General features: G+C 72.2%; 16 protein-coding genes and 1 pseudogene. 8 read left to right on the forward strand and 9 right to left on the reverse strand.

Features of this window, described 5'->3' with window-relative positions; translation table 11 throughout:
• Positions 1 to 18: 18 nt before the first annotated feature.
• Positions 19 to 627 carry a helix-turn-helix transcriptional regulator gene (locus ACZ4EF_RS23250; RefSeq protein ID WP_467506304.1) on the forward strand — a complete coding sequence of 203 codons (609 nt, stop codon included), beginning with the start codon at positions 19 to 21 and terminating at the stop codon, positions 625 to 627.
• A 40-nt stretch (positions 628 to 667) separates the two neighbouring features.
• Here ACZ4EF_RS23250 and ACZ4EF_RS23255 read toward each other — a convergent pair.
• A pseudogene (locus tag ACZ4EF_RS23255) lies at positions 668 to 3,502 on the reverse strand (AfsR/SARP family transcriptional regulator); the annotation flags it as partial.
• A 217-nt stretch (positions 3,503 to 3,719) separates the two neighbouring features.
• Between ACZ4EF_RS23255 and ACZ4EF_RS23260 the strand changes: the two are divergent.
• From ACZ4EF_RS23260 to ACZ4EF_RS23285, 6 genes are all read left to right on the forward strand, one after another.
• Positions 3,720 to 5,006: an ROK family protein gene (locus ACZ4EF_RS23260; RefSeq protein WP_467506305.1), complete on the forward strand. Its 1,287-nt coding sequence runs from the start codon at positions 3,720 to 3,722 to the stop codon at positions 5,004 to 5,006.
• Positions 5,003 to 5,959, forward strand: a complete 957-nt coding sequence (locus ACZ4EF_RS23265) for a carbohydrate ABC transporter permease (protein WP_355335531.1) — start codon at positions 5,003 to 5,005, stop codon at positions 5,957 to 5,959. The genes ACZ4EF_RS23260 and ACZ4EF_RS23265 overlap by 4 nt, the downstream gene beginning before the upstream one ends.
• Positions 5,952 to 6,869, forward strand: a complete 918-nt coding sequence (locus ACZ4EF_RS23270; RefSeq protein WP_467506306.1) for a carbohydrate ABC transporter permease — start codon at positions 5,952 to 5,954, stop codon at positions 6,867 to 6,869. The genes ACZ4EF_RS23265 and ACZ4EF_RS23270 overlap by 8 nt, the downstream gene beginning before the upstream one ends.
• A gap of 78 nt (positions 6,870 to 6,947) precedes the next feature.
• The gene (locus tag ACZ4EF_RS23275; RefSeq protein WP_467506307.1) at positions 6,948 to 8,216 is read left to right on the forward strand and encodes an ABC transporter substrate-binding protein; all 1,269 of its coding nucleotides are present in this window, start codon (positions 6,948 to 6,950) and stop codon (positions 8,214 to 8,216) included.
• 109 nt (positions 8,217 to 8,325) lie between these two features.
• Positions 8,326 to 9,438, forward strand: a complete 1,113-nt coding sequence (locus ACZ4EF_RS23280; RefSeq protein ID WP_467506308.1) for a glycoside hydrolase family 15 protein — start codon at positions 8,326 to 8,328, stop codon at positions 9,436 to 9,438.
• Positions 9,435 to 11,669: a glycoside hydrolase family 31 protein gene (locus tag ACZ4EF_RS23285; RefSeq protein ID WP_467506309.1), complete on the forward strand. Its 2,235-nt coding sequence runs from the start codon at positions 9,435 to 9,437 to the stop codon at positions 11,667 to 11,669. The genes ACZ4EF_RS23280 and ACZ4EF_RS23285 overlap by 4 nt, the downstream gene beginning before the upstream one ends.
• Before the next feature lie 89 nt (positions 11,670 to 11,758).
• Here ACZ4EF_RS23285 and ACZ4EF_RS23290 read toward each other — a convergent pair whose 3' ends face one another.
• From ACZ4EF_RS23290 to ACZ4EF_RS23325, 8 genes are all read right to left on the reverse strand, one after another.
• The gene (locus ACZ4EF_RS23290) at positions 11,759 to 13,558 is read right to left on the reverse strand and encodes a glycoside hydrolase family 2 protein (protein ID WP_401854760.1); all 1,800 of its coding nucleotides are present in this window, start codon (positions 13,556 to 13,558) and stop codon (positions 11,759 to 11,761) included.
• A 65-nt stretch (positions 13,559 to 13,623) separates the two neighbouring features.
• On the reverse strand, positions 13,624 to 14,238 hold the full coding sequence (locus ACZ4EF_RS23295; protein ID WP_355335517.1) for a hypothetical protein: 615 nt from the start codon (positions 14,236 to 14,238) through the stop codon (positions 13,624 to 13,626).
• A 9-nt stretch (positions 14,239 to 14,247) separates the two neighbouring features.
• Positions 14,248 to 15,084 (reverse strand): carbohydrate ABC transporter permease, encoded by an 837-nt coding sequence (locus tag ACZ4EF_RS23300; protein WP_401719931.1) that lies wholly within the window; start codon positions 15,082 to 15,084, stop codon positions 14,248 to 14,250.
• Positions 15,081 to 16,052 carry a carbohydrate ABC transporter permease gene (locus ACZ4EF_RS23305; RefSeq protein WP_467506310.1) on the reverse strand — a complete coding sequence of 324 codons (972 nt, stop codon included), beginning with the start codon at positions 16,050 to 16,052 and terminating at the stop codon, positions 15,081 to 15,083. The genes ACZ4EF_RS23300 and ACZ4EF_RS23305 overlap by 4 nt, the downstream gene beginning before the upstream one ends.
• On the reverse strand, positions 16,049 to 17,383 hold the full coding sequence (locus ACZ4EF_RS23310; RefSeq protein ID WP_467506311.1) for an ABC transporter substrate-binding protein: 1,335 nt from the start codon (positions 17,381 to 17,383) through the stop codon (positions 16,049 to 16,051). Before ACZ4EF_RS23310 ends, ACZ4EF_RS23305 begins: the two co-directional genes overlap by 4 nt.
• Positions 17,384 to 17,534: 151 nt before the next feature.
• Positions 17,535 to 18,260, reverse strand: coding sequence for a cupin domain-containing protein (locus ACZ4EF_RS23315; RefSeq protein WP_401720904.1), 726 nt, complete (start codon positions 18,258 to 18,260; stop codon positions 17,535 to 17,537).
• A complete protein-coding gene (locus tag ACZ4EF_RS23320) occupies positions 18,257 to 19,177 on the reverse strand; it encodes a DUF6807 domain-containing protein (RefSeq protein ID WP_402713301.1) in 921 nt (306 codons plus the stop codon). Before ACZ4EF_RS23320 ends, ACZ4EF_RS23315 begins: the two co-directional genes overlap by 4 nt.
• Positions 19,174 to 20,322, reverse strand: coding sequence for a Gfo/Idh/MocA family protein (locus tag ACZ4EF_RS23325; RefSeq protein WP_467506312.1), 1,149 nt, complete (start codon positions 20,320 to 20,322; stop codon positions 19,174 to 19,176). Before ACZ4EF_RS23325 ends, ACZ4EF_RS23320 begins: the two co-directional genes overlap by 4 nt.
• Positions 20,323 to 20,622: 300 nt before the next feature.
• Between ACZ4EF_RS23325 and ACZ4EF_RS23330 the strand changes: the two genes are divergently transcribed.
• Positions 20,623 to 21,666, forward strand: a complete 1,044-nt coding sequence (locus tag ACZ4EF_RS23330; protein WP_467506313.1) for a LacI family DNA-binding transcriptional regulator — start codon at positions 20,623 to 20,625, stop codon at positions 21,664 to 21,666.
• Positions 21,667 to 21,747: the final 81 nt, after the last annotated feature.

Raw genomic sequence — 21,747 nt, forward strand, 5'->3', positions numbered from 1 at the left:
CCCGGCCACGCTGGTCGTATGACAGTCGTCGCCACTTCCGCGCCGATCAGCCCGACCCGGGTGCGGATCGCCATCGTGAGCCCGGACATCCTCGCCCAGATCCGCCAGGTCTTCGCCCGTAAGAATCTCGACGTGGAATTCCTGCGGATGCCCTACGTCGAGGTCGCCGTCGCCCCCGCCGCCGCGCCCGCGGTCCCTCAGGTTGGGCAGGACCCGCGCCGGCTGTGCGCGGAGTACCGGCTGAGCGCGGTCGCGGTGGAGAGCCTGCCGCCTGCGGGGCAACCGGCCCTGGAGGTACGGCCGCACGCGCCCGCGGCCCCCGAGGACACCGCCCCCGAGGACCCGGCCCCGGCCCTGTCCCGCCGTCAGCACGAAGTGATGGCCCTGGTCTCCCGAGGCGCGCGCAACGCCGAGATCGCCGCGCGCCTGCACGTGAGCGAGAAGACTGTGAAGAACCACATCAACCGGATCTTCAGGTCGCTGGGTGCCGAGAGCCGGGTCGAGGCGGTGCTGATCTGGCAGCGGGGACAGCGCGGACCGTGGGACGGTACCGACCGGCGCGCGGTCCTGGCTGCTCGGCCGGAGCTTCCTGCGGTCCCGCGTCCAGAGCGCGCAGGAACTCCGTGACGTCGCCGACCTCCTCCGCGCCCAGCTCCCTCAGGCGCGACAGCGCCCGGTCCGCGAGGGCGCGGGCGGAGTCCGGTTCCGCCCTGGCCCGCTTCACCTTGGCGAGACCGAACAGCGTCAGCGCCTCGTGGTAGTGGTCGCCGCTCGACTCGCACAGCGTCAACGCCTCCTGGAAGTACCGCAGCGCCTTCTCGTCGTGGGCGAGCCCGTACTCGGCGCCGCCCAGATTGATCAGGATGTTGGCCTCCAGCAGGACGTTCCCGCAGCGCCGTGACACCGCGAGGCCGAAGGTGCCGTACCAGAGCGAGTCCTCGAACTCGCCCAGCTCGGCGTGGAGTTCGCACAGCACGTCCAGGCAGCCCGCCTCGTAGTACTCGTGGCCGCTGTGGCGCGCCAGGTCCAGGGCCTGACTGGCGTAGGACAGCGCGGCCCGGTACTCCTTGGCCTCACGGAGCGTGGACGCCAGATTCCCCAGCAGGCTGGTGCGCAGGACGTCGTCGCCCAGGTCCTCCAACAGCCGCAGACCGCGCCGCTGTTCGTGCACCGCGGCCTCGTTGTCCCCCAACCGGGAGTAGGCCACGCCCAGATGGTTGAGCAGCACCGCCTGGGCCCGCCGGTCCTCGACCATCTCGGTGCTGCGCACCCCGAGCCGCAGCACCTCGACCCAGTCCTTGGTCTGCCCGGCCGCGTAGAAGTAGTCGAAGAGCAGATAGGCCAACTGCCACGCCTCGTCGTGGCAGCCGATGCGCTGCGCCATGCGCAGGAGCGGGGAGATGTTGTCCCACTCCTGCACGCACCAGGTCACCAACTCCTTCTGGTCCGCGAAGCGCAGCGGCGCGTGCGGGGCCACCGGGTCGAGGGTGAAGGGGAGTTTGACCGCGTTGGACTTGTAGTCCTGCGTGAGGGTCCGCACATACCAGTGCAGCACCCTGCGCAGCGCCCCCTTGCGGGCCTCGGCGCTCTCGCCGTCGCCGGAGACCTCCTCGGCGTAGATACGGGTCAGGTCGTGCATCCAGTAGCCGTTGCCGGTGGTCTCCATCAGGTGCTGCGCGGCGAGATTGCGCAGCGCGGCGGCGGCCACCGGCGCCGGGACGTCCAGCAGCGCGGTGGCCGCCTCCGCGCGGATGCTCACCCCGGGGAACAGCCCCAGTGTGCGGAAGGCGTGCGCCGCCCGCGCGTCCAGCCGGGCGTAGGACCAGGAGAGCACGCCGCGCACCGAGTACAGCTCGTCGTCCGGGATCTGGAGCGCGTCGAGCCGGTACCGCACGTCCTCCAACTCGGCCGCCAGGTCGGCGATCCGCACCTGGGACGAACCGGAGGTCACCTGCTCCGAGGCGATCCGCAGGGCCAGCGGCAGGCGGTCGCACAGCTCGGCCAGCCGCCGGGCCGCGGGCAGTTCGGCGCCGACCCGCGCGTCCCCGATCGAGGTGCGCAGCATGCTCAGCGACTCGTCGGCGGTGAGCGGGGAGAGCGTCTCGCGGTGCGCCGAGTACCGCACCGCGAGGCCGCTGAGCCGGTTGCGGCTGGTCACGACGACGAAGGAGGGGCCGTCGCCCGGCAGCAGGTCCTCGACCTGGTCGGCCGACTCGGCGTTGTCCAGCACGATGAGCATGCGCTTGTCCCGGACGATGCTGCGCCACAGCGCGACCCGCTCCTCCTGGTCGGTCGGGACCGTCCCCGCGTGCGAGGAGGCGAGTAGGTGGTGCAGGGCGTCGGCGGGGGAGCGGGCCGGGCGCTTGGGGTCGAAGCCGCGCAGGTTCACATACAACTGGCCGTCCGGGTACGCGTCGGCCAGCAGGTGGGCGCACCGCACCGCCAGCGCGGTCTTGCCCACGCCCCCGACCCCGACGACCATCACGATCCGCGGCGGCGCGGCCTCGCCCCCGCCGTCGGGCGCGGCGTCCCGCGCCGCGTCCAGCACCCGGCGCACCGCGTCCTCCCGGCCGATGAAGTCGGCGACCTCGCGCGGCAGTTGCGCGGGGCGCACCGGGGCCGCGGCGGCAGCGGGGGCGGCGGGCGCGGTGTCCGCACCGGCGCTGTCGGCCAGCAACGACGCGTACAGCGCCCGCAGTTCGGCCGACGGGTCGATGCCCAGATCCTCGGCGAGGAGCTTGCGCAGATCGTGATAGCGGGCGAGCGCGTCGGCGGTCCTGCCGCTGCGGCTCAGGGCCGTGATCAGCAGGGCGCGCAGGCGCTCGTCGTAGGGATGGTCGGCCACGTGGAGCGCCAACCGGTCGGCCGCGGCGGCGGGTTGGGCCAGTTCCAGGAGCAGTTCGGCGTGCTCCACCACCAGCCGTAACCGAAGGTCGGCCGCCCAGGCGCGGTGCTCCGCGCCGAACGGTCCCGGCAGACCGCCGAGCGCCGTGCCCGAGCGCCACAGGGCCAGCGCCTCCTCGAAGACGGTGACCGCGGCGGCCGGTTCCCGCCCGGCGGCCAGGGACCTGGCCCGCGCCGCCAGCCGCTCGGCCACCGTGACGTCGAGGCCGTCGGGGTCGAGCAGCAGCGAGTAGCCCGCCGCCGAACTGGTCAGCGGCTCACCGAGACCGTCCAGCGCCCGGCGCAGACCGGACACGTAGGTGTGCAGGCTGCCGACGGCCGTGGTCGGGGGCGACTCGCCCCACACCCCGTCGATCAGACGGTCGCGCGAGACGACCGCGTTGCCGCTCAGCGCGAGGACGGCGAAGACCGCGCGCTGCTTCGGCGGGCCGAGAGCGAGTTCCCGTCCCGCCGCGTACGCGCGCAGCGGCCCGAGCGTCTCAACCCTCAGACGACCGTTGTCCATCACGGAACTCCCAGGAGGCGGTGCCCCGGCCCCGCACGGCACGCGCGCGGTTCCACGACTGCGATTCACGTCGTGGTTTCCTCCGCGTCGCATTGTCGCAACCGCACTATAGGCCGCGCCAACACCGTCCGACAGCCCGCACTCCGGCAGCACTGACGCCCCAGGCGTCCCACCGGGCGCGCCGGTGCGCGGGCCGCGGCGGACGTGCGCCCGGCGGTGGCCGAAACGTCATGGAAACCGGGGGTTGACGTGGTCGTGAGCCCGCTCTAACGTTCAGGCAGTTTATTTATCCAGTAAAGAAAGAGTGCGAATGAACGGGTCGTCGGGCGAGGATCTCACCAGCACCGCCGTGCTGGCACTGCTGGGCAGGGCAGGGCCGATGTCGCGGGCCGCGCTCGCGCGGGACCTCGGGATGAGTCCGGCGACGTTGACCCAGGTGACGCGGCGGCTGCTGACGCAAGGAGTGATCGAAGAGCTCGACCGGCAGGAGCCCTCCCGGGGCGGCCGTCGCGGTCGGCTGATCGGTCTGGTCGGCAGCGCCGGCCGGGCGCTGGGCGTCAAGGTGGCCGTCGACCACGTCGCGCTGGTCGACATGCGGCTGGACGGACGGGTCACCGAGACCATGACGGTCCCCTTCGACGCCACGGCGCTGGAGGCGGTGCCCGCGATCGCCGAACTCCTGCGGCCGTTCACCGAGTCCGCGCAGGGGGTGCCCCCGCTGCTGGGGATAGGAGTGGGCGTGCCCGGCACCGTCGACCGCCCGGACAGCGGGGTCGTGGACGCGGCGATGCTGAACTGGGAGAACGTGCCGCTCGGCACCATGCTCGGCGCCTCCTTGGGGCTCGCCGTCCTGGTGGAGAACGACGTCAACGCCCTGGGCAGCGGTGAGCGCCTGTACGGGCGGGGACGCAGCCTCAACGACTTCCTGGTGGTCACCATCGGCCGCGGCATCGGCCTGGCCGTCGTCGCGGGCGGCCATGTCTACCGGGGCGCCCACGGGGGCGCCGGAGACTTCGGCCACGTCCCGGTCGATCCGGACGGGCCGCCGTGCACCTGCGGGAATCGCGGCTGCCTGGAAGCCCTGATCAGCGACGACGCCCTGCTCCGTACGGCGCGCTCGGCCGGCATCCTCGGCGAGGGCGCCACGCCCGCCGACCTCGCGGACCTCGCGAACGGCTCGGACGGCGCCAACGGTGCGGACGGCTCGGACGGTGCGGACGGCGCCAACGACTCGGGCGGCGCCGATGACCGTACGGCGACGGCACGTCGCATCCTGCGCGAGGCCGGACAGCTCCTGGGCCGCCAACTGGCGGGACTCGCCACGCTCCTGGACCCGCAGGAGATCGTGGTCATGGGGGAGGGGACCCGCTCTTGGCCCTGGTGGGAACCGGGTGTCCGGGAGGCGTTCGAACGCCACGCCCCCCGCCGCGCCCGGGAACTGGCGATCACCGTCGAGCCGTACACGGACACCATCTGGGCGCAGGGCGCCGCCGCCCTGGTGCTCGCCGCGTCCCTGGACGGCGGCGTCGGCAGCGTCGATCCGCGCCGACGGATCCACGGGCTCGGCGGCGCGGCGGTCGAACGGAGCGCCAGATGACCATCGGCCCCCTTTCCGTACGCCCTGGCCGGGGACCGGTGTCCGCCCCGGCGTCCGTCCCGGCAGCCGCCGCCGCCCGACGGCGGAAGTGGCGCAACCGCGGCGCGGTGCTGTTCTTCCTGGCACCGAGCGCCGTCCCGCTGCTGCTGTTCACCTTCGCGCCGATGGTCTCCTCGCTGTGGATCAGCCTCCACTCCTGGGACCTGATCTCCCCGATGCGCTGGGTCGGATTCGCCAACTACCGCCACCTGCTGGGCGACGGCGACACCCGGGTCGCGTTCCTGCACACCGTGTACTTCATCGCCGGCTACCTCCCGCTGGTGTACGTGGGCGGCCTGGTCCTGGCGCTCGCCCTCAACCGCCGCATGCGGGGCCGCGGCGTCCTGCGGTCGGTCTACTTCCTGCCGGTCATCACCAGTTGGGTGATGGTCTCGCTGACCTGGAAGTGGATCCTCAGCCCCGACGGGGGACTGCTCAACCGGGTCCTGGGCGGCGTGGGCCTGCCCACCCCCGACTGGTGGGCCTCACCGACCTGGGCGCTGCCTTCGGTGATCCTCGCCTCGGCGTGGAAGGACCTCGGCTTCGTCATGGTCATCCTGCTGGCAGGGCTCCAGGCGATCCCGCGGGAGCTGTACGAAGCGGCCACCATCGACGGAGCGAACGCCTGGCAGCGGTTCCGGCGCATCACGCTTCCGCTGCTCTCGCCCTCCACCTACTTCGTCGTCCTCATCTCCCTGATCAACGGCTTCCAGGTGTTCGACCAGGTCTTCGTGATGACCGGCGGCGGCCCCGCCGGGTCCTCGCGCACCGTCGTCGAGGAGGTCTACGACCTGTCCTTCCGGTACGGGCAGGTCGGCGGCGGCTCGGCCCTGTCCTGGCTGCTCTTCGCCGTGATGATGGCCGTCACCGCGGTCATGACCCGAGTCCAGCGGCGGTGGGTGACCCATGCCTGAACTGACCACGACCCCCGCCCGACAGCCCGTGCCCGCAGCGGACCTCCCTCGCGTCCCGCCGTCCCGTACCGCGGACCGGGGCCCGCGCACGAGCACCCGCCGACGGCTGCGGGCCGCCGGCGTCACCGCCCTGGTCGTCCTCGGGGCGGCCGGAATGCTCTTCCCGTTCCTGTGGGTGCTGATCACCTCGCTGCAACCGCACGGCAGCGGGATCTCCGCCCCTTCCCTGATACCCGACACCGTCAGCGCGGACGGCTACCGCAGCCTCTTCCGCGCGATGCCCTTCACCCGGGTCGCCGTCAACAGCCTCTGCCTGGCCCTGGTCTCGACGGTCGTGCAGCTGATCACCAGCTCCATGGCCGCGTACGCCTTCTCCCGGCTGCGCTTCCGCGGCAGGGGCCTGGTCTTCGCCCTCTACCTCGCCACCATGATGATCCCGCTCCAGGTCCTGATCGTCCCGCTCTTCGCGGAGATGAAGGCCCTGAATCTGGTCGACACCTACTTCGCCCTGCTCGCCCCGACCCTCGCCTCGGGCTTCGGAGTCTTCCTGCTGCGCCAGGCCATGGACGCCGTACCCCGGGAACTGGACGAGGCGGCCCGGCTGGACGGCGCGGGCCACCTGCGGATCTTCGGCTCTGTGGTGCTGCCGCTGGTACGCCCGTCGCTCGCGACCTTCTCCGTCTTCGCCTTCATGGCCAGCTGGAACAGCCTCCTGTGGCCGCTGGTCATCATCCGCTCGCCGGAGTTCAAGACCCTCCCGCTGGCACTGGCCGACCTCCTGGGCCAGTTCGGCACCCAGTGGAACGTGGTGATGGCCGGATCGGTCCTCAGCACCCTCCCGATCATGGCCATCTACCTCTTCGCCCAGAAGCACGTGGTCCAGAGCGTCGCCCAGTCGGGCCTGAAGTAGCCGGCCGCCCGAGCGGCCCCGCCCCCCGGCGCACCTCCCGAACACCCTCCCACTCGCCACCACCCCGAGGAATCCGCCATGCGCACCCGCCACATCACCCTCGCCACCGGTCTCGCGGCACTGGCCTTGACCAGCGCCTGCTCCCAGGGCTCCGCCACCAGAACGACCTCGGACAACGGCGTGACCACCGTCCGCTACATGACGTTCTCCTCCGCCCCCGACCACACCAAGGACCTCGACACGATCGTCGCCGCGTTCGAGAAGCAGAACCCCACCGTCAAGATCCAGGTCCAGGCCGTCCCCTACGCCAACTACGCCACGACGCTCCAGACCTCGATCGCCGGCGGCACCGCGCCCGACACCTTCGAACTCGACCAGCAGAGCCTGGTCACCTACGCCTCCTCCGGCGCCCTGCTCGACCTGACGGACCCCGCCGCCGAGGAACCGGCCTACAAGGCGTCGGCGTACGCCCCGGCCAACCTCGAAGCGGCACAGTACAAGGGCAAGCAGTACGCGCTGCCGGAGTCCTTCTCCACCGTGGTCCTCATCTACAACAAGGACCTCTTCGCCAAGGCCGGCGTCCCCGTCCCCACCGCGGACTGGACCTGGAAGGACGAGCAGGCCGCCGCGCTCAAGCTCACCGACCGCGCCAAGGGCGTATGGGGCGACTACCAGCCCATCAGCTTCAACGAGTTCACCAAGGCCCTCGACCAGGCGGGCGGCTCCTTCTTCTCCGCCGACGGCGCGAGAGCGACCTTCGACAGCCCACAGGGCGTCACCGCCGCGAGATGGCTGATCGGCAAGAACAACCGGACGATGCCCGACGCCGCGAAGAGCGCGAGCACCCCCGACTTCGACACCAACCTCTTCAAGGCCGGCAAGCTCGCCATGTGGCACAACGGCAACTGGCAGTTCAGCGCCCTGAAGGACGTCCCCTTCGACTGGGACGTGGCCGTCGAACCCGGTGACACCCACAAGGCCAGCGCGGTCTTCCAGAACTCCGTCGCCGTCTCCAAGGCCACCGCGCACTCCGGCGCGGCCTTCAAGTGGCTGAACTACCTGACCACATCCGACATCACCGCGAAGACCCGCGTCGACTCCTCCTGGGAGCTCCCGCCGCTGTCCGACACCGGCAAGGTCGCCGGATACCTCACCGCGGGCAAGCCGGCCAACCGCCAGGCCGTCTTCGACTCCCTGAAGAACCAGGCCGCCTCGCCCGTCATCGCCAAGCAGCAGCAGATGCAGGACATCATCAACAACGCCCTCACCAACGCCGCCGCCGGCCGGACGGACGTCGCCAAGGCGCTGTCGCAGGCGGCCGCGCAGGTCACCGCCCTGCTGAAGTGAGACTTCGGGCGCCCGCGGGAGACCTGACACTCACGCGGGCGCCCGAACCCCCCGCTCCCCTCCGCCACACCCGGCGACACCCGTATCGCCCGCTTAGGAGACACCAGCCTTGTCCACCTCCACGACGCAGTCACCCGGCCACGCGCGCCTCGCCCGCCGCAGCCTGGAGGTGATCACCGCCCACCAGGCCGCCTCCGGGGCGTACCCGGCCTGCCCCGGCTACGAGGTCTACCGCTACTCGTGGTTCCGCGACGGCTCGTTCGTCGCGGAGGCCGCATCGCGGTACGGCGCGACCGGTTCCGCCGACGCCTTCCACCGGTGGTGCGCCAAGGTCATCACGGACCGCGCCTCCCGTATCGAGCGGATCATCGCCGTACGGGCGGCGGGAGGACAGCCCGCCGAGGCCGATCTGCTGCCCACCCGGTACACCCTGGACGGCGCGGACACCGGGGACGTCGGCTGGTGGGACTTCCAGACCGACGGCTACGGCACCTGGCTGTGGGCGCTCACCGAGCACCTGCGCCGGCACGGCGGCGACCCCGCCCCCTACCGCGAGGCGATCCGCCTCATCGTCGGCTACCTCGCCGCGACCTGGGACCTGCCCTGCTACGACTGGTGGGAGGAGTCCAAGGAGCACCGGCACGGGGCCACGCTCGGCGCCATCCGCGGCGGCCTCGCGGCAGTCGGCGCGGCAGGACTCGACACGGCGGGGCGCTGCGGACCCACGGTCACCCGGATCGACACCCTCGTCCGCGAACAGGGCCTGTACGGCGGCGGCCTGGCGAAGTGGCTGGGCGGCGCGGCGGTGGACGCGAGCCTGCTGGCCTGCCTGACCCCGTTCGGCTCTGTGGACCCGGCGGGACCGGTCGCGCGCGCGACGCTCGCCGCGATCGAGCGCGACCTGGTGGAGCCCGAAGGCGGCGTGCACCGCTACCTCCAGGACGTCTTCTACGGCGGCGGCCAGTGGCCCGTGCTCGCCGGGCTGCTCGGGTGGCACTACGCACGCGTCGGCCGTACCGGCGACGCCCTGCGCGAGCTGGAGTGGATCGCCTCGCGGTCCACCGCCGACGGACTGCTGCCGGAACAGGCCCCGGGCGTACGCCTGCTGGCGCCGGAACACCTCGCGGAGTGGGAGGAGCGGTGGGGGCCGAACGCCACCCCGCTGCTCTGGTCCCACGCCATGTACCTCATCCTCGCCCATGAACTCGGAGTCTCCGTATGATCCGCCACCGTCCGCACGGCTCGGGCCACCCCTACGAGCCGACCGACGACCAGCGCGTGCCCGTGATCCCGTCGGCGGGTGAGCCGTTCGAGGTACGCGCCTCCACCGGAGCCGATGTCGAGGCCGTGGTGTGCGAGTGGGACGCCGGTGACGGCGTCACCGCGCTGACCGCCGCCGTCGAAGGCGGCACCGACCCGGCCGGTGACAACGGCGGAGACTCGGACAGTCACCTCGCGGCGGCCGCGAGCGGGCGCGGCGACCGTACCCGCTGGGTCGTCCGCCCCGCCCCGCTCGCCGAGGGCACGGCCGCCCGCTACCGTTTCGTGGCCAGGCACCGCGACGGCCGCACCCGTGCCACGTCCTGGCACACCGTCGCCCCCGCGGTGTGGCGCGAGGGGGCCGCGCTGCTGCGGGTCACCGCGGACACCGGCCGACTGGTCGAGGGGTCCGCCTCCCGCCTGGTGGCCGCCGACGGTGCGGTGCTACGGGTCCGCTTCGCGCTGCGGCTGGCGCCCGACGCGCATGTGGTCGGCTTCGGCGAGCGCTACAACGCCGTCGACCAACGCGGACACATCCTGGACGCCCAGGTCTTCGAGCAGTACAAGGGGCAGGGCTTCACCACCCGTACGTACCTGCCCATGCCGTTCGCGATGGTGCTCGGCGGGGACGGCGCGGACAACTGGGCCTTCCACGTCCGCACTTCGCGGCGCACCTGGTACGACATCGCGGCGAGCGACCCGGACCTGCTGTGGATCGAGGCGCAGACCCCGCCGGACGGCGCGGTCGAGACGGTCTGCTTCGGCGGCGCGCCCCACGAGTTGCTGTCCGCCTTCCTCGACGAGGCCGGACGCCCCGAGGAACTGCCCGACTGGGTCTTCCGCCTGTGGGCCAGCGGCAACGAATGGAACACCCAGCAAAGGGTGATGGCCGAGATGGACCGCCACCGCGACGAGGACATCCCGGTCGGAGCGCTGGTCATCGAGGCGTGGAGCGACGAGGCGACCTTCACCGCCTTCCGGGACGCGCGGTACCCGGTCACGGAGGACGGCGCTCCGCACCGCCTGGCCGACTTCACCTTCCCGCCGGACGGCGCCTGGCCCGACCCCAAGGGCATGGTCGACGAGCTGCACAGCCGCGACATCAAGGTGCTGCTCTGGCAGATCCCGCTGATGAAGACGCGCCCGGCGCCGCGCGGCCAGGCCGCCGCCGACGCCCGCGCGATGATCGAGCACGGGTACACCGTCATGGAGGAGGGCGGCACGCGACCCTACCGCAACAGGGGCTGGTGGTTCCCCCAGGCGCTGATGCCGGACCTGACCCACCCCAAGGCACGCCAGTGGTGGCTCGCCAAGCGCCGCTATCTGGTGGAGGAGGTCGGCGTCGACGGCTTCAAGACCGACGGCGGCGAACACGCCTGGGGCGACGACCTGCGGTACGACGACGGCACGACGGGCGCGCTGACCAACAATCTGTTCACCGTCGAATACCCGCGCGCGTACGGCGAGTTGCTGCGGGAGTGCGGCAAGGCGCCGGTCACCTTCAGCCGTGCCGGGTTCACCGGCTCGCAGAACGCGGGCGTCTTCTGGGCGGGCGACGAGGACTCCACCTGGGACGCCTACCGGCACTCCCTCACCGCCGGCATCACCGCCTCGGCCTGCGGCATCGTCTACTGGGGCTGGGACATCGCCGGGTTCTCCGGGGACGTCCCGGACGCCGAGCTGTACGTCAGGGCCCTCGCGGCGTCCTGCTTCATGCCGATCATGCAGTACCACTCGGAGTACAACCACCATCGGCTGCCGCTGCGCGACCGTACGCCGTGGAACATCGCGGACCGCTCCGGCGACCCGCGCGTGCTGGAGATCTCCCGGACGTACACCCACCTGCGCGAGCGGCTGGTGCCGTACCTGGCGCAGGAGACCCGCACCGGTCTGGTACAGGGGAAGCCGCTGATGCGCGGGCTGTTCTTCGACGATCCCCGGGACCGGCGCATCTGGGACTTCCCCGACCAGTTCCGGCTCGGCTCCGCGCTCCTGGTCGCCCCGGTCACCGAGCCGGGCGCCACCGGCCGTGAGGTCTATCTGCCGCACGGCGACTGGGTCGACGTCTGGACCGGGCGGACCCACACCGGCGGCCGGGTCGTCGAACGGGCCGCGCCGCTGGACCTCATCCCCGTGTACGCGACCGCCGACCGGTGGGCCGATCTGGAACCGGTCTTCACGACCGGCGGCTGACCGACGCCGCAGAACGGTGGCGCACCCGACGCCTGACCCGGCTCCGGCCGAGCGGCGTCCGGGCAGGCGTCAGGGCGGCGCCCTCCGTCTCATCCGAGCGTCCGCGGCCGTCCCACGATCGCGCGCACCGTCTCCGTCGGCACCTTCGGCTCGCGGTCCGCCGTGAGCAGGCCGTTGGTCTCCTGGAGGGTGTCGGTCAACTGGGTGTAGCAGAAGCCGGCCAGGCCGGAGTCGACGGCGGCGGTCACCAGGGCGTCGAGGCGCGCGGTGAAGTCCTCCTCGGTGGCCACCGTGTCGTACCCGAACCAGTTCTCGCCGTCGGCCGGTTCGAAGGTGGCGCCGCCGAATTCGCTCAGCACCACCGGCTGGCCCTGGTGGCGTACGCCCTCCAGGGTGAGCCGTTTGCCCGCGGGCCACCGCTCGGTGAACGCGCCCTGGCGCAGGGCCGCGTGGCCGTAGCGGTCGGCCAGGACCGAGGCGTGCTGGGTGTAGTCGTGGACGCCCCAGATGTCGGCCGCCGACAGCTCCCAGCCGTCGTTGGAGACGGCGGGCCGGGTCGGGTCGAGCGCCTTCGTCAGGTGGTACAGCGCGTCCATGAAGTGCCGCTGCTCCGGCACCAGCGCCGGATTCGGCACCGACCAGGACTCGTTGACCGGAACCCAGGCGACGATCGCGGGATGGCTGAGGTCCCGGCGGATCGCCTCGGTCCACTCGTGCGCCACCCGCTCCACGGTCGGCGCGCCGAACACGTAGGCCGACGGCATCTCCTCCCAGAGCAGCAGGCCGAGCCGGTCGGCCCAGTACAGGAACCGCGGATCCTCGATCTTCTGGTGGATCCGCAGCCCGTTGAGCCCCAGTTCCTTGGCGAGTTCCACGTCCCGGCGCAGCGCCTCCCCGGGCGCGGCGAGGTGGGACTCGGGCCAGTAGCCCTGCTGGAGCGCCATGCGCAGGAAGTACGGCCGGTGGTTGAGCAAAAAGACGCCGTCGTCCCAGCCGAGGTCGCGCAGGCCCAGGTAGGAGGAGACCTGGTCGAGGCGGGTCCCGTCGGCGGGGTCGGTGACCGTCACGGCGGCGTCCACCAGGTGCGGCTTCTCCGGGCGCCACAGCAGGTCGTCGAGGTCCTGGCCGTGCCGCAGCGCGGGGACGGAGATGTCGAAGGCGGTCTCCTGGCCCTCGGTACGGATCCGCTGCTCGGCCAGCACCCGCTCGCCGACGGTGAGGCGGACCGTGAGGTCGCGCGGGCCGCGCGGCCAGCGGCTGAGGCGGACCCGGCAGCCGACCCGGGCGTGGGCGACGTCGGGCAGCCAGTGCAGGACGGTGACGTGCTCCTCGGGGACCTCTTCGAGCCACACCGGCTGCCAGATCCCGGTGGTGCGCTCGTACCAGATGACGTGCGGGTCGCGCCGCCAGTCCTGCTTGCCCCGTGGCTGCGCCGCGTCCAGCGGCTGGTCCTCCGCGCGGACCACGAGCACATGCTCGCCGTCGCCGTCGAGAACGTCCGTCAGGTCGCAGGTGAACCCGGTGTGCCCGCCCTCGTGCCGCCCTGCCGGCCGCCCGTCCAGCCACACCTCGGCGCGGTAGTCCACCGCGCCGAAGTGCAGCAGCAGGCGGCCGGAGGCGGGCCGGCGCAGATCGAGGGAGCGGCGGTACCAGACCACCGGGTGGTGGCCGGTGTCGTGGACGCCGGACGCCTTGGACTCGGGCGGGTACGGGACGGTGATCGTCGTGGTGAAGGGCTCGGTGACCGCCGGGTCCATCCAGCGCTCGGCGCGCCCGGTGTCGGCGTCGTCGTGGGCGAAGAGCCAGGGGCCGCACAGGTCGTGCCAGTCGGGGTCGCGGACCAGTTGCGGCCGGGGGTGACCGGCCGCGTCGAGGTGTGTGTGGGGCATGGGGGAGTGCTCCGGAGGTGAGTCTTGACGGATGGCGGGACGCGGGCGGCGGCCGGGTGCGCCGGTCAGCGGTCGTACGGGTCGGCGGGGCGCCGCAGGTCCACGGCGGTCGCGGCGAACGCCAACGGGCCGGGCAGCAGCGGCAGGAGGACGGGCATGGCCCACAGCAGCAGCGCCGCCAGGACGACGGCTCCGGCCAGCAGGGCGGTGCCGCGCGGGTCGGCCAGGGAACGCGCCAGGGCCTCGCGGCCCGAGAGCCGGTGCGGTCCGTCCAGGGCGACCGCGCGCAGGCCGACGGCCGCCGCGCCGAGGGCGAGCAGCATCAGGACCGGCGCCATGAGGGCCGCGCCGGGCAGCCCGGAGCGCAGCAGTTCCTCGTCGAGCAGGAACAGCACGGCGAACGCGGGCGGCACCAGGCCCTTGAGCAGCGCGGGCAGGGTCAGCCGGGCTCGTACCTCGGCCAGCAGGTCGCCGAGCCGGACCTGCACGCCGTTCGCCGCGGTCCGGCGGAACACGGCGCAGGCGGCGGAGAGCGCCGCCGGGGCGGTGACCACCGGCAGGCAGGCCACGGCGGTGACCACGCCCACCAGCAGCATGTCGGCGAAGAGGGTGAAGCCGGAGCCGAACACCTCGCCCGGCTCGCGGTGGGCCCGGCGGGAAACGACGGGTGGGTGACTCATCGGTCCTCCTCAGCTCTTCAGTCCTGAAGTGGCCATGCCCTGCACCAAATAGCGCTGGAACACGAGGAAGAACAGCACGATGGGCAGCACGGAGATCACCGACATGGCGAACATGGGCCCGTAGGCGGAGGTGCTCGACTGGTCGACGAAGCTCCGCAGCGCCAGCGTGATGGTGGCCTTCTCCGGCGAGAGCAGGTAGATCATCTGGGCGAAGAAGTCGTTCCAGGACCAGATGAACGAGAAGATCGCGGTGGTGATCAGCGCGGGCCGGCTCAGCGGCAGGACGATGTGGAAGAACGAGCGGAACGGGCCGCAGCCGTCGATCCTGGCCGCTTCCTCCAGGTCCCTGGGCAGATTGCGCATGAACTGCACGATGAGGAAGACGAAGAACGCGTCCACCGCGAGGAATTTGGGCAGGATGAGCGGCCAGTAGGTGTTCATCATGCCGAGCTTGTTGAAGATGATGTACTGCGGGATCAGCACCACGTGCTGCGGCAGCATCAGCGTGGCCACGGTGAAGGCGAACATCGGGCCGCGCATCCGGAACCGCAGCCGCGCGAAGGCGTACGCGGCCAGCGAGCAGGACGTCACCGTGCCGATCACCGAACCGAGGCCGATCAGCATGCTGTTGCCGAGCAACCGGGTCACCGAGACGCCCGAGACGCCGTCGAGCGCGGTGGTGTAGTTGCTCCACTCGAAGTGCCGGGGCCACAGATCGACGCTGGTCACCACCTCGTCGGCGGGCTTGACGGACGTCACCAGCAGCCAGAGCAGCGGGTAGAGCAGGGCGAGCAGCGCGATCAGGGCGACCGTGTGGGGCAGCCGGCGGCGCAGGGTCAGATTCATCGTTCCGCCTCGTCCGCGTAGAACACCCAGGACCGGGAGGTCTTGAACAGCACCGCGGTGACGGCCGCGATGGCGAGCAGCATCAGCCAGGCCATGGCCGAGGCGTAGCCCATGTGCGAGGCGGTGAAGCCGCGCTCGTACAGATAGAGCGTGTAGAAGAGCGTCGAGTCGGCCGGTCCGCCGTTGCCGCCGCTGACGACGAAGGCGGGCGTGAAGACCTGGAAGGACTGGATCACTTCGAGCACCAGGTTGAAGAAGACCACCGGCGAGAGCATCGGCACCGTGACGGACACGAACTGCCGCCAGGCGCCCGCCCCGTCGAGCGCCGCCGCCTCGTACAGCTCCGGCGAGATCTGCTGGAGACCGGCCAGGAAGATGACCATGGGGGCGCCGAACTGCCAGACCGTCAGCAGCACCACGACGTAGGTCGCCAGATGCGGATTGCCGACCCAGCCGCCGATGTGGATGCCGAAGGTGCCGAGGACGTTGTCGATCGTGCCGCCGTCGTTGAACAGCGCCCGGAACACCAGCGCGATCGACATGCTCGCGCCGAGCAGGGACGGGGCGTAGAACGCCGACCGGTAGAAACCCCGGCCCCGGCTGCTGAGCCGCTTGAGCAGCATCGCGGCGCCCAGCGCGAGGGCCAGCTTGAGCGGGACGGCGATCACCACGTACTTCAGGGTGGTCAGGACCGACCGCCAGAACCGCGGGTCGGCGGTCAGCATCTCCGAGTAGTTGCGCAGGCCCACCCAGTGCGGGGTGGATAGCATGTCGTAACTGGTGAAGGAGAGATAGAGGGAGACCGCCATCGGCACCAGGGTCACCGCGACCGCGCCGATCATCCACGGGGTGAGGAACACATACGCGGGCCAGCGCGCCTCCCGGCCGCGGCGGGTGCGCCGGTCCGGTCCCGGCGTGTCCTCGGGCCGCCCGGCGGCCTCGGCCGTCTCGATCCGCGCGACGCTCATGACTCCAACTCCTGCTTCGCCTGGACGACCAGCTCATGGGCCGCCTTCGCGGGCGACGCCAGGCCGAACTCCACCCGCTGGTACTCGCGGACGAAGGCGCTCTGGATCGCGACGTCACCTTTGGGAGGTGCGGACGGCGGCGGCCGCACGCCGTACTTCTGCATCACCTCGTCGAACTGCCAGACCTTCAACTCCGGTCCTGTCAGCTTGCTGTTCACCTCGGCGGCGATCTTCCGATTGGGCGGCTGGGAGCGGGTGACGCCCAGAATGTTCCCCGCCTGCGGGTCGTTGAGGAGGAAGTTCATCAACTGGGCCGCTTCCTGCGGGTGTTTCGAGTGGGCGCCGATGCCGATCAGCATCGTCGGCTTGAAGTACGACCCCGCCTTGCCGTCGATGGTGGGCACCGGCGCGAAGCGCATCGCGTGCCCGGTCGGGCTGGTGAAGCCGGTGAAGGTCGCGTCCCAGGAGTAGTCCATGGCGTCCAGACCGCGGCTGAAGGCGCTGATGCCCGTCGCGTCGGCCTGCGCGCTGTCCTTGGCCGAGACCACCGCCCCCGCCTTCTGGAGTTCGTGGAAGAAGGTCCAGAAGTCGGCGAGGTCCTTCTCGGTGTAGCCGAGCTCGGTGGGGCTCGCGTAGAGCTGCTTGCCGTGGCTGCGCAACCAGTCCTCGAAGACGTCCTCGTTGCTCCCGCCGTCGTTGCCGCCCGCCACGGTCCGCCCGTCGGGGGACTTCAGCTTCAGCCCGGCGATCCTCGCACTGGCGTCGGCCCAGTCCTGCCAGGTCCACGAGGGCTGCGGCGCCGGGACACCGGCGGTGTCGAAGACGTCGGCGTCGTAGACGTAACCGGTGATCCCGCGGCCCATCGGCAGCGCGTACTGCTTTCCCGCCAGGTAGCCGGTGCGCACCAAGGACGTGTCCATCTCGGCGGTGTCGAGGGTGCCGTCCTTGACGTACCGGTCCAGGGGAAGCAGCGCGCCGCCGGTGGAGAACTGGGAGATCTGGCGGTAGTCGAGCTGCGCCAGGTCCGGTATCCCGCCGCCCGCGGCCTGGGTGGACAGCCGCTGCTTGTAGGAGCCGAAGTCGGCGTTGGACATCTGGACGCTGATGTCCGGGTGCGCCTTCTCGAACAGGCGCACCGCCTTCTCGGTACGGGCCTGGCGTTCGTCGTTGCCCCACCAGGAGAAGGTGAGGGTGAGGTGACCGCCCGAGGCGCCGGAGGCGCCGCAGGAGGTGAGCGCGGCCAGCAGAACGGTGCTGCAACCGGCGGCGACCGCCGTGGCGACCGCTCGGCGGCGGAGGAACCGACGCCGGCCGCTTCGGGGCTCGGGCATGGTGGCCTTTCCGGGGTGGGTGGGTGGGCGGGTGGGTGGGTGGAGCGGTGGCACGAGGCGCCCGCCGCCGCACGGGGGCTGGGAACGGCGACGGGCCGTACGGCTCACCCGTCGTGGGCGGACGCCGAGGGGCGGGGACGGGCCGTTCGGCTCACCCGTCGTGGTAGACGTCGAGACGGCCGCACATCCCGAACCGTCCGGTCGCGGCGGGTCCGCTCGCGTGGGTACGGGCGTCGGCCAGATGGCGCGCGTCGCCGTCACCGAGAGCGGCCAACTGGTCGTGCGTGGCGGTCACCGCCGCGTGGGCGCCCTCGCGCCAGCGCCGCTCCCAGTCGGCCAGGCGTGGCCGCACCAGCTCGGCCGCCGCGCGGTGAAAGGCAGCCAGCGGCTCCGGATCATCCGCGGCGAGCGCGTCGCGCAGATCGAGGAAACGGCGGGTGGCGAGGTCACGGCGGGCCCGCGCCGCGCCGACCAGCTCCCGCTCGCTCCCGCTCGTCGGCAGCCGGACCGCCGCCGCGTACACCTCGGGGTCGGTCAGCCGGTCGGGGGGCAGGGTGAGGACGGCGTCGCCCGCCTCGGGGAGTCCGCCGTTCTGCATCACGACGGTGATCCGCAGCCCGCCGTCGTTGACCAGCCGGTGGATGGTGCCGGGGGTGAACCAGGCCACGGTGCCCGCGCGCAGCGGGGTCTCCTCGAAACCGGAGGCGGTCAGGGTCTGCACGGCGCCCTCGCCGTCGGTCACCACGTACCCCTCGCTGCACGTCAGATGGAGGTGCGGGGTGCCGCCGCCCGGCCTGCCGTCCACGGTCGGCCAGTCGTAGACGCTCAGCCGGGAGACCGCGACCGCCCCGGGGAACCCGTCGTAGCCCGCCGTCACCACGGGTGCCGCTCCAGATGGGCGGTGACCGCCGCACGGTCCCAGGCGCCGTCGGCGACATGGACGCGGTACGTACGGTCCAGGACCTCGCCGGGGGCCAGGACCAGCTCCTCGTGGAAGGCGAAGGACGGGGCGACCGCGGCGAACGGGTCGGTGCGCACGAACCAGTGCGCGGGGTGGGTGCCCTTCTCGCCCGCGTGGTCGTTGCCCGGCGCGTGCTCGAAGACGACGGTGGCGTGTCCGTCGCGTCCGTCGTGCTCGCCGCTGTAGGCGAGCCAGGGCGCCTGCTCACCCATGAGGTCGCGCTCGGCGCTGTCGCCGTCCGCGGTGAAGGCGTGCCCGTCGCGGAAGGCGCGCGGCCCGCGCCAGAACAGCCCGGTGTAACCGGCGTCGGGCCGCCCGGCGGTGGTGGGGCTGCCGAACCGCAACGGCTCGGCGCGCCGGTTGGTGACGGCCGAGGACCAGGTCAGGGTCCAACTGCCCTCCTCGGCGGTGACCTCGATCCTGCGGTCCTCCTCGGCCCAGAGAGAGCCGTCGTACGGGTGCCAGGTCAGGCGCTCGGCGATCACCACGCCGTCGGGACCCGCCGACACCTCGTCGAAGCCGACGTGCGCCATCGAGCCGATCCGCTCGGGCAGCGCCACGTACCCCTCGCCGTGCACATACGTGTTGCCGCCCCACAGATTCTGACCCGACAGGTGCGAGGCGGTGAGCTGGAGGCCCTTGTGCCAACGGTGGTCGTTCGGGCGGTAGTCGGTGACCAGACCACCGCCGAGGGTGCGGATCGGGTGGAGGTACGGCTTCGGCGCCTCCCAGGCGGCCTCCGGGCGGTACACGTAGGCGAACAGCTCGGTACCGGTGGCCCGGTGGGTCACGGTGATCCGGTCGTCGTGGACGTGGGTCAGCGACAGCGTCATGCGGCCTGCTCCTCCTCGCGGGCGCCGACCGGCAGCCGGTCGGGTTCACCGCCGTGCATGGCGGCGTAGAACGGGTCGTCGGGGCCGATCTCGCCCGCCCGGACGGTGGCGTCGGTGAAGGCGGACTTGTAGAGCGCGGCGGTGAACTCCACGATCCCGCGGCCGCCTTCGCCGCCGGTCGGGTGCGGGGTTCCGGCCCGGATGTCGGCGACGAGGGCGCATAGTTGGGCCAGGTGGGAGCTGGGTTCGTCGGGGCCGAAGTCGTTCCAGGCCCGTGCCGTCCGCGCCGGGACGCCGGGGGCCGGGGTGATCCGCCAGTCGGCGTTGCGGTAGCCGTAGAGATGGGTGAGCTCGACGGTCGCCAGCTCGCAGTCGATCCGTATCCGGCTGACCTCGTCGGGGCTGAGCACGCTGTTGACGACGGTGGCGACCGCGCCGCTCGCGAACCGGACCTGGGCGGTGGAGACGTCCTCGGTCTGCACGTCGTGCACCAGCCGGGCGGCCATCGCGCGGATCTCCCGCCACGGGCCCAGCAGGTCGAGCAGCAGGTCGTTCTGGTGGATGCCGTGCCCCATGGCGGGACCGCCGCCCTCGGTGTCCCAACGGCCGCGCCACGGCACGGCGTAGTAGTCCGCGCCCCGGTACCAGGTGGTCTGGCAGTGCGCGACCAGCGGCCGTCCGAAGGCCCCCTCGCGCAGCAGTTCGCGGACGTGGCGGGCGCCGGAGCCGAACCGGTGCTGGAAGACGAAGGCCGCGGTCGGGGCGCCGGGGCCCCGCTCGGCGGCGGCCGTCACCGCGTCGTAGTCGGCGAGCGAGGGGCACGGCGGCTTCTCGCACCACACATGGGCGCCGGTCCGCAGCGCGGCGACGGCCTGCTCCCGGTGGAGCGAGGGCGGCGTGCAGAGGACGACCAGGTCGGGGCGTACCTCGCCGAGCATGGTGTCGAGGTCGGTGAAGGCGCCCGGCACGGAGAACTCCTCGGCGGCGGCGCGGGCCGCCTCCTCGGCGACGTCGACCACGGCGACGATCTCCACCGAGCCCTCCGCCGCCACAGCGGCGAGCGCGGGCAGGTGACTTCCTCGGGCGATGGATCCGGTGCCCACCACGGCGGTGCGCAGCGGGAGATTCGGGCGGTGCGGGGACATGCGGGCCCTCTCGTGAGGCTGGCGGTACGTCACGGGCGGTGGCGCGGAAACGAGCTGTCCGGCCGCCGCTCGACCGCCGGGGGCGCGACGGCGGTCCGCCACGCGCCCACGGCGTCCGGGCGCACGGAGACCCCGGCAGGGTCGGCCAGTGGTTCCTTCGCCCGGCTGTTCCAACGTTGTAACCAGTGTGTGTCCTGGCGGTCAACCCTTTGGGCGCGGACGACTGCCGCCTGCACGCGTCTGCGGGACGCTCTGCGTTGAACTGCCCTACAATGAGGCGTCTCCGAGAAGGGCGGGTACGTGACAGCAGTGCGGCTCAAGGACGTCGCCGATCGTGCGGGCGTCTCAGTCAAGACTGTTTCCAACGTTGTACGCGGAATGTCGAGAGTGGCCCCCGCCACCCGAGAGCGCGTCATGGTCGCGGTGAGCGAACTGGGGTACCGTCCGAACCCGTCGGCGGTACGGCTGCGCACCGGCCGCAGCGGGCTGATCGCCTTGGCGGTGCCGTTCCTGGCCACGCCCTACTTCGCCGAACTCGCCCACCACATCAGGACCGAGGCGTCCCGGATCGGTCTCACCGTCCTGATCGAGGAGACGCTGGGCGACCCCCGCGAGGAGCTGCGGCTGGCCACCGGGCTCGGCGCGGCCCTGCTCGACGGCGTGATCCTCTCCCCGCTCCGGGTGCCCTTCGACCAACTCGCCGCCACCACGGCCGGTTTCCCGCTGGTGCTGCTGGGCGAGCGCGAGGACGGCCGGGAGCAACTCCACGCCGACCACGTCCTGATCGACAATGTGGCCGCCGCCCGTGAGGCCGCCGCCCACCTGGTCTCGCTCGGCCGGACCCGGCTCGCCGTCGTCGGCGTGGACCGGCAGGGCTCGGCGACCAGCAGGCAGCGCCTGGAGGGCTTCCAACTCGCCCTGCACGCGGCGGGTCTGTCCTTCGACCCCCGACTCGCGCCGCGGGTCGAGGAGTTCGACCGGCGCAGCGGGCTGCGGGCGGGCCGCGCGCTGGCCGCCCTGCCCGCCGGGAGCCGCCCGGACGCGGTGTTCTGCTTCAACGACATGCTGGCCGTCGGCGCGATCCGGGCCTTCCACGAGGCCGGTCTCGCCGTGCCCGGGGACATCGCCGTCGCCGGCGTCGACGGCAGCGAGGAGGGCCGTTACGCCACTCCCTCGCTGACGACGGTGGTGCCCGACAAAGCGGCCATCGCCTCGCTGGCCGTCACGTCGCTGGCCGGCCGGATCGGCGCGGCGACCCCGCCGGGGCACGCGGTGCACGTGGCCCCGTACCGGCTGGAGGTGGGGGAGTCCACGACGGGGGTGCGGCGTCCGGTGGCCGACTGACCGGCGGTGGCGCGGGCCGGTCGTGTCCGGGGGCGCCGTGCGGTTTTCTCCGGGGCGCGGGTCGGCGTGCTCCGGGGCGCG

Source organism: Streptomyces sp. NPDC025721, from assembly GCF_055558595.1.